Genomic DNA, 10,935 nt, shown 5'->3' with positions numbered 1-10,935 from the left:
CGGTACCACGACCGGAGATGGAGAATACGTCTTCGATTGGCAGCAGGAATGGCTTGTCAATCGCACGCTCTGGTTCTGGGATGTAAGAATCCAGGAAGCCAGCCAGTTCGATGATTTTCGCTTCCCACTCTGCATCGCCTTCCAGCGCTTTCAGCGCGGAACCACGAACGATTGGAGTGTCGTCGCCTGGGAAATCGTACTGAGACAGCAGTTCACGAACTTCCATCTCTACCAGTTCCAGCAGCTCTTCGTCATCAACCATGTCGCACTTGTTCAGGAACACGATGATGTAAGGAACGCCTACCTGACGACCCAGCAGGATGTGCTCACGAGTCTGAGGCATAGGGCCATCAGTCGCAGCAACAACCAGGATCGCGCCGTCCATCTGCGCAGCACCGGTGATCATGTTTTTAACATAGTCGGCGTGGCCTGGGCAGTCTACGTGTGCGTAGTGGCGAGTCGGGGTGTCATACTCAACGTGAGAAGTGTTGATGGTGATACCACGAGCTTTTTCTTCTGGTGCGTTATCGATCTGGTCGAAAGCACGAGCAGCACCGCCGTAGGTTTTAGCCAGTACGGTAGTGATTGCAGCGGTCAGCGTTGTTTTACCATGGTCAACGTGGCCGATAGTACCGACGTTAACGTGCGGTTTTGTACGTTCAAACTTTTCTTTAGACATCGATTGTCCCTCTAAGACACGGATAAATCGGTGATATCACCACATCAACCAGGCGAAAATGCCTGAACTGTTGAATACATTTACATTGAAACAGAGAGAAAGGGAGGGAGAAGTGAAGTGGTGCTGATACCCAGAGTCGAACTGGGGACCTCACCCTTACCAAGGGTGCGCTCTACCAACTGAGCCATATCAGCACGTATTGGAGCGGGCAGCGGGAATCGAACCCGCATCATCAGCTTGGAAGGCTGAGGTAATAGCCATTATACGATGCCCGCATCCTGAAACTCGGCTACCCAGTTCTTTCTGTAACAAAAAAAGAGATTTCTCTCTTTTCTGTTCGAGCTGGTCAATTTTTCCAACCAGCTCCGGCGGCGTTGACGCTGCCAGAAAGTGGTGGTGGGGGAAGGATTCGAACCTTCGAAGTCTGTGACGGCAGATTTACAGTCTGCTCCCTTTGGCCGCTCGGGAACCCCACCGGACTTGATGGTGCCGACTACCGGAATCGAACTGGTGACCTACTGATTACAAGTCAGTTGCTCTACCTACTGAGCTAAGTCGGCATCAAGTAGCGCGCATTCTATGGAGACCTGCGCAGTCATGCAACTAAAAAATTGCATAAAACGTTCTTTCGCTCACATTTTATTCGAAACCAGGGCTAACCGCTGTAAATTCATCCGCTCACGGTTAAAAATTCAACATGAACGCCTGATTTCGGCACGCTATAGCCCCACGTGATACCTGCCCGGTTAAGCATCGCTTTCCCATATTTTTTCTTATTATTCCTCTCATCTGGTGTTAACCTCCTGCCCATTGTCCAAAATTAACTATGTGATGAGCCCGCACCCGCCGTTTCGTGATGGTTCACAGAAGCATGCTTATGAGCAAAAAAGAGCAAACGTTAATGACGCCCTATCTTCAGTTTAACCGTAGCCAGTGGGCAGCCCTGCGTGACTCCGTCCCTATGACACTGACGGAAGGTGAAATCGCACGGCTAAAAGGGATAAACGAAGATCTCTCCCTGGAAGAGGTGGCAGAAATCTATCTCCCCCTCTCTCGCTTGCTTAACTTCTATATCAGCTCCAATTTGCGTCGTCAGGCCGTACTGGAACAGTTCCTCGGCACGAACGGTCAACGTATTCCTTATATCATCAGTATTGCGGGCAGCGTGGCAGTGGGTAAAAGTACCACCGCGCGCGTGCTTCAGGCGCTGCTGAGCCGCTGGCCGGAACACCGCAGCGTGGAGCTGATCACCACCGACGGCTTCCTGCATCCCAACGAGGTGTTGAAAGAACGCGGCCTGATGAAAAAGAAGGGCTTCCCGCTCTCTTATGATATGCACCGCCTGGTAAAGTTTGTTTCAGATCTAAAATCGGGCGTACCTCACGTTACCGCGCCGGTTTACTCACATCTGATCTACGACCGCATCCCGGATGGCGACAAAACGGTTGTGCAGCCCGACATCCTGATTCTGGAAGGCTTAAACGTCCTGCAAAGCGGGATGGATTACCCTCACGATCCGCATCATGTGTTTGTCTCTGACTTTGTCGATTTCTCAATCTATGTCGATGCGCCGGAAGATTTGCTGCAACGCTGGTATATCAACCGCTTCCTGAAGTTCCGCGAAGGGGCGTTCACCGACCCGGATTCCTACTTCCACAACTACGCCCAGCTCTCTGAAGAAGAGGCTATCAGCGTGGCGACCGGGCTGTGGAATGAGATCAACTACGTCAACCTCAAAGAGAACATCCTGCCGACGCGCGAACGCGCAAGCCTGATCCTCACCAAGAGTGAGAAACACGCCGTCGACCAGATTCGTTTACGGAAGTAGACCTCAGACGTAAAAAAACCGGCTTATCGCCGGTTTTTTTATTTATGCATGCGGCTTTTCGCCGTTTTCATCCTGATCGACCGCGAAGCAGGCCACCAGCTGTCCACCATAATCCTTTAGCTGTGGCTGCAACTGCGTACACGGACCGAAGCGGCGACGGCAGCGGGCGTTAAACGCACATCCCGGCGGCGGGTTAAGCGGGCTTGGCAACTCACCGGTCAGCTTAATGCGCTCCCGGCGGTCATCCGGGTTCAGCCGCGGCGTCGCAGACAGCAGTGCCTGGGTATACGGATGACGCGGGTTAGTAAAGATCTGATCTTTCGTCCCCTTCTCCACGCAGCGTCCCAGATACATCACCATCACCTCATCGGCAATGTGCTCGACCACGGACAGGTCATGGGAGATGAAGACGTACGACAGTCCCAGATCCTGCTGTAAATCCATCATCAGGTTAAGCACCTGCGCGCGAACGGACACGTCAAGCGCTGAGACCGGCTCATCGGCAATCACCACGTCCGGGTCAAGCATCAGCCCACGAGCGATGGCAATACGCTGACGCTGACCACCAGAGAACATATGCGGGTAGCGATCGTAATGCTCGGTTTTAAGCCCCACCTTCGCCATCATCGCCAGCGCTTTTTCACGACGCTGCTCTTTGCTCAGATTGCTGTTAATCAGCAGCGGTTCTTCCAGAATCTGCCCCACTTTTTTACGCGGGTTTAAAGAACCGTACGGGTTCTGGAACACAATCTGGATTTTCTGGCGACGCAGCTTCTGCGCCTGCGGATCGTGCTTGAGCAGATCCTGGCCCTGATAGTAAAGCTCGCCGCCGGTTGGCGTTTCAATCATCGTCAGCAGACGGCCCAGCGTGGATTTCCCACAGCCCGACTCCCCGACGACCGCCAGCGTTTTACCGCGTTCAAGGCTGAAGGAGACGCCGTCCAGCGCTTTTACCAGGCGCTCGGGGGCAAAAATCCCCTTCTTCACCGGGTAATGTTTTTTCAGGTCGATAGCCTGCAACAGCGGCTGTTGCGTGGTGGCCTGGTGCGTACTCATAGTGTTGGCCTCCCGGCATCATCGAGTGGGTAGTGGCATTTTGACTGCCGACCATCGGCCAGCAGATTCAGCTCTGGCTCCTCGGCGCGGCATTTATCTGTCGCATACGGGCAGCGCGGATTCAGCAGGCAGCCATGCGGACGGTCATATTTACCCGGAACCACACCCGGCAGTGACGCCAGACGCGCTTTGTCCTGGGCAAACTCCGGCAGCGCACGCAGCAACGCCTGCGTATACGGATGACGCGGCGCGCGGAAGATATCGTGCGAACTTCCGGTCTCCACCACCTGACCCGCGTACATCACGATGATTTTGTGCGCCGCTTCCGCCACCAGCGCCAGATCGTGCGTAATCAGCACCAGCGCCATGTTCTCTTTCTGCTGCAGCTCCAGCAGCAGCTCGATGATCTGTGCCTGGATGGTCACGTCAAGCGCCGTCGTCGGTTCATCCGCAATCAGCAGCTTTGGCCGACAGGCAATCGCCATGGCGATCATCACGCGCTGGCTCATCCCGCCTGAAAGCTGGTGCGGGTAAACGTCCAGACGCGATGCTGGGTCAGGTATCCCCACCTGGTTCAGCAGATCGATAGCACGCTGGCGACGGGTTTTCTTATTCCCACCCTGATGCACCTTAATCGCTTCCATAATCTGGAAACCCACGGTGTAGCATGGGTTCAGGCTGGTCATGGGGTCCTGGAAGATCATCGCCACTTCCGCGCCCACCAGCTGGCGGCGCTGTTTTTCGGAAATACGCTTCAGATCCTGACCGTTGAACTCCAGATTTTCCGCCATCACGCGGCCGGGGTAGTCAATCAGCCCCATAATCGCCAGCGAACTCACTGACTTACCGGAGCCCGACTCTCCTACAATCCCGACCACTTCGCCCTGATTAACGCTGTAGCTGATACGGTCCACGGCGCGAAACGGTGTGCCTTCGTCGCCAAAGTGCACGGATAATTTATTTACATTTAATAACGCCATCTCGTGCCTCTTACTGCTTCAGTTTGGGATCAAGTGCATCACGCAGACCATCACCCATCAGGTTAAATGCCAGCACCGTCAGCAGAATCGCCAGACCCGGGAAGGTGACGACCCACCAGGCGCTTTGCGCGAACTGCAACACGTCGGAGAGCATGGTGCCCCACTCCGGTGTTGGCGGCTGCGCACCCATGCCAAGGAAGCCAAGAGCGGCCATATCAAGAATGGCGTTAGAGAAACCGAGCGACGCCTGAACAATCAGCGGCGCAAGGCAGTTTGGGAAGATATTGATAAACATCTGACGCATCGCACCGGCACCCGCCACGCGAGAGGCGGTAACGTAGTCGCGGTTCACTTCCACCAGCACCGCCGCACGGGTCAGACGCACATAGTGCGGTAGCGCAACAAACGTCAGCGCAAGCGCGGCGTTACCAATCGACGGACCGAAGATCGCCACCAGCACCAGCGCCAGCAGCAGGCTTGGCAATGCCAGCATAATGTCGACGACGCGCATGATGATGTTATCAACAATGCCGCCGAAGTAGCCTGCCACCAGGCCGAGTACGATCCCCATGATCAGCGACAGTACGACAACGAGGCAGCCAACCAGCAGCGACAGGCGTGCGCCGTACATCAGGCGCGAAAGCACATCGCGACCCACGTCGTCGGTGCCCAGCAGGTGCGCCAGGCTTCCGCCGTCCTGCCATGCAGGAGGTGCCAGCAGCGCATCGCGGAACTGATCAGCCGGGTTATACGGCGCAAGGACGTTCGCAAACACCGCAATCAGGATCATGATGGAAACATACACCAGCCCGACGACCGCGCCTTTGTTGCGCTTGAAGTAGTGCCAGAATTCCTGCATCGGCGTCATTGGCACCGGTGCGGTGACCACTTTATTTTGAGTAACTTGTGACATGATGGCCCCTTACTTCTTATGACGAATACGCGGGTTCACCACGCCGTACAGCAAATCGACCAGCAGGTTGACGAGAATAATCATCGTCGCGACCAGCAGTACACCGCCCTGCACAACCGGATAGTCACGGCGTTGCAGCGCATCAATCAGCCAGCGTCCAAGACCCGGCCAGGAGAAGATGGTTTCGGTCAGGATCGCCCCCGCCAGCAGCGTACCGACCTGCAAACCGATAACGGTTACCACCGGCAGCATAGCGTTTCGCAGGGCATGAATGATGATGACGCGCATACGGGTCAGGCCTTTAGCGCGGGCAGTACGAATATAATCCTCGCCCAGCACTTCCAGCATGGAGGAACGGGTCATACGCACGATCACCGCCAGAGGGATGGTGCCCAACACCATTGCAGGCAGGATCATGTGCGCAACCGCATCAATGAAGTTGCCCTCTTCGCCCCAGATCGCTGTATCAATCAGCATAAAGCCGGTTAACGGATTGGTGTCGTCAAGGAAAACCATATCGCTGACGCGTCCGGAGACCGGCGTCAGGTTCCACTGCACCGAGACCAGCATGATCAGCATCATGCCCCACCAGAAGATAGGCATGGAGTAGCCGGTCAGTGCCAGGCCAACAGCGGTGTGGTCAAAAATAGAGCCACGTTTAACGGCAGCCAGTACGCCAACGGGGATCCCTACCGCGGTCGCGAAGATCATGGCGCAGATACCGAGTTCCAGCGTCGCTTTAAAGCGAGGTACGAACTCGTCCCACACCGGAAGACGGCTTTTCAGTGAAATCCCTAAATCGCCGTGCAACACGCCCCAGATATAGTGGAGATACTGCTGCCACATCGGCTTATCAAGGCCGAGTTCAGCCAGCAGTTGCGCATGACGTTCAGGGGAGATACCACGCTCGCCCGCCATAATCATCACCGGATCACCCGGGATCATATGGACGAAGGCAAAAGTGAGAAGGGTGATACCGATAAACGTCGGGATAACCAGTCCCAGACGTCGGAGGATGAACTGCAACATAACCCGGATTCTCTCTGATGACGCACACTCAGTGGCGTGACGTCTGTATTGCTCACAAATGTAAATTCCCTCTCCCTGTGGGAGAGGGTTAGGGTGAGGGGGTGCATGCACGCCCCACACCCCTGCCCTCTCCCACAGGGAGAGGGAGAACACCCTACTTATTATTCAACAGACACGTTTTCGAAGTGGTGTTTGCCCAGTGGATCGACCACGTAGCCCTTCACTTCTTTACGCACTGGCTCGTACACGGTGGAGTGAGCAACAATCAGCGCCGGAGCCTGATCGTGCATGACAACCTGCGCTTGCTTATACAGTTCGATACGTTTGTTGTGATCGTCGGTCGCACGCGCCGGCTGGATCAGATCTTCAAACGGCTTGTAGCACCAGCGAGAATAGTTAGAACCGTCTTTCGCTGCCGCACAGCTGAACAGGGTCGCGAAGAAGTTGTCCGGATCCCCGTTGTCACCGGTCCAGCCCATCATGACCGCCTGGTGTTCACCCGCTTTGGCGCGCTTCAGGTACTCGCCCCACTCGTAGGTCACAATCTTGGCCTGTACGCCAATCTTCGCCCAGTCAGCCTGAACCATTTCCGCCATACGGCGTGCGTTCGGGTTGTAAGGACGCTGTACCGGCATCGCCCACAGCTCAACGGTAAAGCCTTTGTCCTGGCCCGCTTCTTTCAGCAACGCTTTCGCTTTCTCAGGATCGTAGGTGTAGTCCTTAATGTCGTCGTTATAGCCCCACATGGTTGGTGGGATCAGGTTCTTGGCCGCAACGCCTGCGCCCTGGTAAACGGCTTTGATGATCGCTTCTTTGTTCACCGCGTAGGTCAGCGCCTGACGCACTTTCACGTCATCGAACGGTTTCTTCTCGGTGTTGAAGGAGAGATAACCCACGTTCAGGCCCGCCTGCTCCAGCAGGTTGATATTTTTGTCCTGCTTCATGCGCGCGATGTCAGCCGGGTTTGGATACGGCATCACCTGACATTCGTTTTTCTGCAATTTTGCGTAACGCACGGATGCGTCAGGCGTGATGGAGAAGACCAGACGGTCGATCTGCGGCTTGGTGCCCCAGTAGCCCGGGAAGGCTTTATACAGAATACGGGAATCTTTCTGGTACTGAAGCAGCTGGAACGGGCCGGTACCGATTGGGTTCAGGTCCACTTTTTCCGGAGTGCCGGCTTTCAGCATGTTGTCAGCGTACTCTTTAGAGAGAATCGAGGCGAAGTCCATCGCCAGGTCAGCCAGGAATGGCGCTTCCGGACGCGTCAGCACAAACTGGACGGTTTTATCGTCCACTTTTTTCACTTCAGCGATCAGGTCTGGCAGACCCATCCCTTCGAAGTATTCATAGCTGCCGCCAGACACTTTATGGTACGGGTTCTGGGCATTTTTCTGACGGTCGAAGGAGAACACAACGTCGTCGGCGTTAAAGTCGCGCGTAGGTTTAAATTCTTTGCTGTCCTGCCACTTCACGCCCTGACGCAGGTGGAAGGTATAGGTTTTACCGTCTTCGCTGATATCCCACTTTTCAGCCAGGCCAGGAATCACTTCCGTGGTGCCGGTTTTAAATTCAACCAGACGGTTATAGATCGGTACAGAGCTTGCGTCGTAAGTCGTACCAGAGGTAAAGAGCTGTGGGTTAAAGCCTTCCGGAGAGCCTTCAGAACAGTAAACCAGGGTTTTTGCCTGTACGCTTGCTGCAACGGTCATGGCCACCAGGCTCAGACCAAGCTTCAGCATCCCTGACTTCTTCAAGGAAATACTCATTATTGTGCTCCAATGTGATGTTTTGCTTTGTTGTGTTACGCCGCCTGACCTTTATTTATTTTTTACCCGGTCCGGTCGGTGATGCCCGAAGGCGTTAAAAGGGATAGAGAATCCTTTCAGAAGAGCGTTTGAGTTGCAGCGCAGATCCTCCCTGAAATGCCCCTCGTGCCCTACAATCTGTCAACAGAATGTGAAAACGTCAATACAGGTGGCGGGGATTTACGTGGAGTGTGAGAAACCGCAAACAAAGATTAAAAAAACCCTGACCGTGAGTTTTCAGCAGAGAAATTTATGCTACTCGCCATGATGCAGCACAATTATCTTCATATTTCGCAACACTCAGTGATTAAGTTTTATTCAGAATGGGTAAATTTTCTTACAGGATGGTGATTATCTGAGCACTAAATACCGCGAACGTTAAAACGCACAGCGAAAAATGCTGAGGTTATCCATAAGCAACGCGAAAAAAGATCAAACTATATATAAAAAAATACAATGGATTATGTCACAAAACCGCAAGCAGGCAGGGGGAAGCAGGGCTAAGGGGTATTTTGAGGACTCGTGCGGGGTAACGCGTTAATGCAAAAAGGGCTAACCTTGCGGTTAGCCCTTTTTAGAATGTGGTCGGCGAGAGAGGATTCGAACCTCCGACCCACTGGTCCCAAACCAGTTGCGCTACCAAGCTGCGCTACTCGCCGAATGCGGAGCGCATCTTACTGCTGAGGTGCGCCCCCGTCAATCCCTTATTTTCAAAAAGCCATTCAACTGGCGATATTCTCGCCAGACCAGCTACTGCGCGGCTTTTGTGGTGTTATCAGGGAGTTTACACCAGTTGTTGTTTTCGTTAATCCCACCGTTCGGTGAGGTATAGCCGAGACAGCCCATAATGGTGTCGTACAGCTCAACGTGACGGCGCGGTACCTTGATCTCTGCCTGCTGTTTCAGATGGGCAAACATTTTGGCTTTGTCCGGATTTTCCAGGTACTTATCCGACATCCACATGATCATCGGCACGCGGAACTGCTCAGGCGGGGCCAGCTTACGCGGCGTACCGTGTAAATGCTCTTTCTCGTTGATGGACTCGCCGTGGTCGGCCGCGTAGATCACAATCGCTTTCTTATCGCGAAGCTGGTCGATCACCCGACTGAGGAAGGTATCCACATACAGAATCGAGTTATCATAGGCATTGATCAGCTCCTGCTTGCTACAGTTCTTGTTAATGCCGACGCACTCAGGCGTCCATTTGGCGAAATCGCGCGTGTAACGCTGATAGTAGCTGTAGTGTGACCCTTTGGTATGCAGAACAATAAGATGCTTACCCTGCGGATGGTTTTTCAGTGACTGTTCCATCTCAGAGAGCAGCAGCATGTCATCAACGTTCTTTCCGCGGTTACGCGGCTCGGCGCCAATCTGCTCGCGGTAGGCGATGTTATCCGCCATGGTGTTGGTGTAGAACCACATCTCACTTTGCATGGCGAACAGATCGGAGCTAAATCCAAGCTGCTTCAGAACAGCAAACACGTTTTGCTCTTTGAGAGTACGCTGAGGATTATCACTCGCACCGCCCTCACGAACAAACATACAGCGCAACGAGAGCTTCGTGGCGGTATCGCAGGAGTAGCCGCGGTAAGCTACAAGATTCTTTTCCTGCGCCAGTTTCGGGGTGGTATCGCGGTCATAACCGAGGATACCCATATGATCCCAGCGCGTCGTTTCGCCGATAACGAAGACCACGTAAGTATCATCCAGCCCGTCAGCCGGAGCCTGGTAGGTGAACTTTTTGGTTGGGTTAATCAGCGATTTCACATCGCTGGATTCGTCCGCCTGAGCCCAGGCATAAAGACCTAACGCCGACAGCCAGTTAGACGGCAGATACGAGTTAGCCACCACGCCGCCGTAGCTTGGCATATCCACGCCTGTCGCTTTTTCGATCCTTTTTTGCTGTTTTTCCATCAGGCGAATAGGCGCCCACACCAGCAGACCCGCCAGAAGAACGACGGCGACGTTGCGGATGCGCTGTCCCCGGGTACGCAGCTGGCGTAACAGGGTGTAGCGGCAGGTGTTACTCCAGATAAAGAAGAGCGGGATCAGGCAGGTCAGAATCGTCCACAGGATGAACCCTTGACCCACCACCTCTTTCGAGAGGTCGATGTCCGTGGTCATCACCGAGGCCACAATACCGTAGCCAATGACCACATTCATGAATGTCATGTAATAGCTTGCGGCGGCGGAGATAATCACCACCAGCGAGGCCAGAACCTGCCATGTACGTCTGCCAAAAAGCGAGAGCAGACGTAGCAGGAAGAAGGTCGCCAGAATTGAGCCAAACACTTCAATCGCGGCAAAAATTCCATTTCTTACAGTGAGGTGTTCGAAATAACCTTCCACTCGTCTGAACAGCACCGCGCCATTCAGAAACAAACCGATATAGACAGCCAGCATCAGACACAATCTTTGCTGGGTAAGAGACCTAATATATTTCATGCAAACAACCCTGGGGGAAGGGGTATAAAGACCCGCCGAATCTCAGTGAGAAAGCTGACAGAGTAAGTAGATGCGAGAGAAACCGTTATCAGAAACGTCTACAAGCGCGATAAGTAGACCACAGCAGGAAAGAAAAGTGGCAGCAGAGAATGTGAATCGATGAAGATTTTTACAAAATAGCAAGTCCGGAAGCGATT

At 53.9% G+C, this 10,935-nt stretch carries 8 protein-coding genes and 5 tRNA genes; 1 reads left to right on the top strand and 12 read right to left on the bottom strand.

The annotated features are described in order from the left end of the window. From ACOTX4_RS16725 to ACOTX4_RS16705, 5 genes are all read right to left on the bottom strand, one after another. Positions 1-679 (bottom strand): GTP-binding protein (locus ACOTX4_RS16725; protein ID WP_079965015.1); only part of this gene is annotated, 679 nt, incomplete at its 3' end. A 118-nt stretch (positions 680-797) separates the two neighbouring features. Further along, positions 798-873, bottom strand: a tRNA-Thr gene (locus ACOTX4_RS16720). A gap of 6 nt (positions 874-879) precedes the next feature. Continuing rightward, positions 880-954 (bottom strand) — tRNA-Gly (locus ACOTX4_RS16715). A 116-nt stretch (positions 955-1,070) separates the two neighbouring features. After that, positions 1,071-1,155, bottom strand: a tRNA-Tyr gene (locus tag ACOTX4_RS16710). Between the two features lie 8 nt (positions 1,156-1,163). Next, positions 1,164-1,239 (bottom strand) — tRNA-Thr (locus ACOTX4_RS16705). 317 nt (positions 1,240-1,556) lie between these two features. Here ACOTX4_RS16705 and coaA point away from each other — a divergent pair. Further along, the gene (coaA, locus tag ACOTX4_RS16700) at positions 1,557-2,507 is read left to right on the top strand and encodes a type I pantothenate kinase (protein ID WP_015569977.1); all 951 of its coding nucleotides are present in this window, start codon (positions 1,557-1,559) and stop codon (positions 2,505-2,507) included. 42 nt (positions 2,508-2,549) lie between these two features. Here the strand turns inward: coaA and dppF are convergent, their stop codons facing one another. From dppF to eptB, 7 genes are all read right to left on the bottom strand, one after another. After that, the gene (dppF, locus tag ACOTX4_RS16695; RefSeq protein ID WP_022650198.1) at positions 2,550-3,563 is read right to left on the bottom strand and encodes a dipeptide ABC transporter ATP-binding subunit DppF; all 1,014 of its coding nucleotides are present in this window, start codon (positions 3,561-3,563) and stop codon (positions 2,550-2,552) included. After that, on the bottom strand, positions 3,560-4,543 hold the full coding sequence (gene dppD, locus ACOTX4_RS16690) for a dipeptide ABC transporter ATP-binding protein (RefSeq protein ID WP_047653590.1): 984 nt from the start codon (positions 4,541-4,543) through the stop codon (positions 3,560-3,562). Before dppD ends, dppF begins: the two co-directional genes overlap by 4 nt. Before the next feature lie 10 nt (positions 4,544-4,553). Beyond that, positions 4,554-5,456: a dipeptide ABC transporter permease DppC gene (gene dppC / locus ACOTX4_RS16685; protein WP_003862349.1), complete on the bottom strand. Its 903-nt coding sequence runs from the start codon at positions 5,454-5,456 to the stop codon at positions 4,554-4,556. A gap of 9 nt (positions 5,457-5,465) precedes the next feature. After that, complete coding sequence (gene dppB, locus ACOTX4_RS16680) at positions 5,466-6,485, bottom strand: dipeptide ABC transporter permease DppB (protein ID WP_006810536.1); 1,020 nt, start codon at positions 6,483-6,485, stop codon at positions 5,466-5,468. A 161-nt stretch (positions 6,486-6,646) separates the two neighbouring features. Beyond that, positions 6,647-8,254 (bottom strand): dipeptide ABC transporter periplasmic-binding protein DppA, encoded by a 1,608-nt coding sequence (dppA, locus tag ACOTX4_RS16675; RefSeq protein ID WP_003860756.1) that lies wholly within the window; start codon positions 8,252-8,254, stop codon positions 6,647-6,649. Between the two features lie 621 nt (positions 8,255-8,875). Continuing rightward, a tRNA-Pro gene (locus tag ACOTX4_RS16670) sits at positions 8,876-8,952 on the bottom strand. Between the two features lie 91 nt (positions 8,953-9,043). Next, positions 9,044-10,738 (bottom strand): kdo(2)-lipid A phosphoethanolamine 7''-transferase, encoded by a 1,695-nt coding sequence (eptB, locus tag ACOTX4_RS16665; protein WP_023323998.1) that lies wholly within the window; start codon positions 10,736-10,738, stop codon positions 9,044-9,046. Positions 10,739-10,935: the final 197 nt, after the last annotated feature.

The organism is Enterobacter cloacae complex sp. IR5459 (assembly GCF_049238005.1).
Classification (GTDB): Bacteria; Pseudomonadota; Gammaproteobacteria; order Enterobacterales; family Enterobacteriaceae; genus Enterobacter; species Enterobacter hormaechei_C.
This window is presented reverse-complemented; position numbering and strand designations above follow the sequence as displayed.

Bases quoted from the DNA above. Each gene is read 5' to 3' on its own strand.
- coaA (WP_015569977.1), top strand. From the start codon at position 1,557: ATGAGCAAAAAAGAGCAAACGTTAATGACGCCCTATCTTCAGTTTAAC.
- dppF (WP_022650198.1), bottom strand. From the start codon at position 3,563: ATGAGTACGCACCAGGCCACCACGCAACAGCCGCTGTTGCAGGCTATC.
- dppD (WP_047653590.1), bottom strand. From the start codon at position 4,543: ATGGCGTTATTAAATGTAAATAAATTATCCGTGCACTTTGGCGACGAA.
- dppC (WP_003862349.1), bottom strand. From the start codon at position 5,456: ATGTCACAAGTTACTCAAAATAAAGTGGTCACCGCACCGGTGCCAATG.
- dppB (WP_006810536.1), bottom strand. From the start codon at position 6,485: ATGTTGCAGTTCATCCTCCGACGTCTGGGACTGGTTATCCCGACGTTT.
- dppA (WP_003860756.1), bottom strand. From the start codon at position 8,254: ATGAGTATTTCCTTGAAGAAGTCAGGGATGCTGAAGCTTGGTCTGAGC.
- eptB (WP_023323998.1), bottom strand. From the start codon at position 10,738: ATGAAATATATTAGGTCTCTTACCCAGCAAAGATTGTGTCTGATGCTG.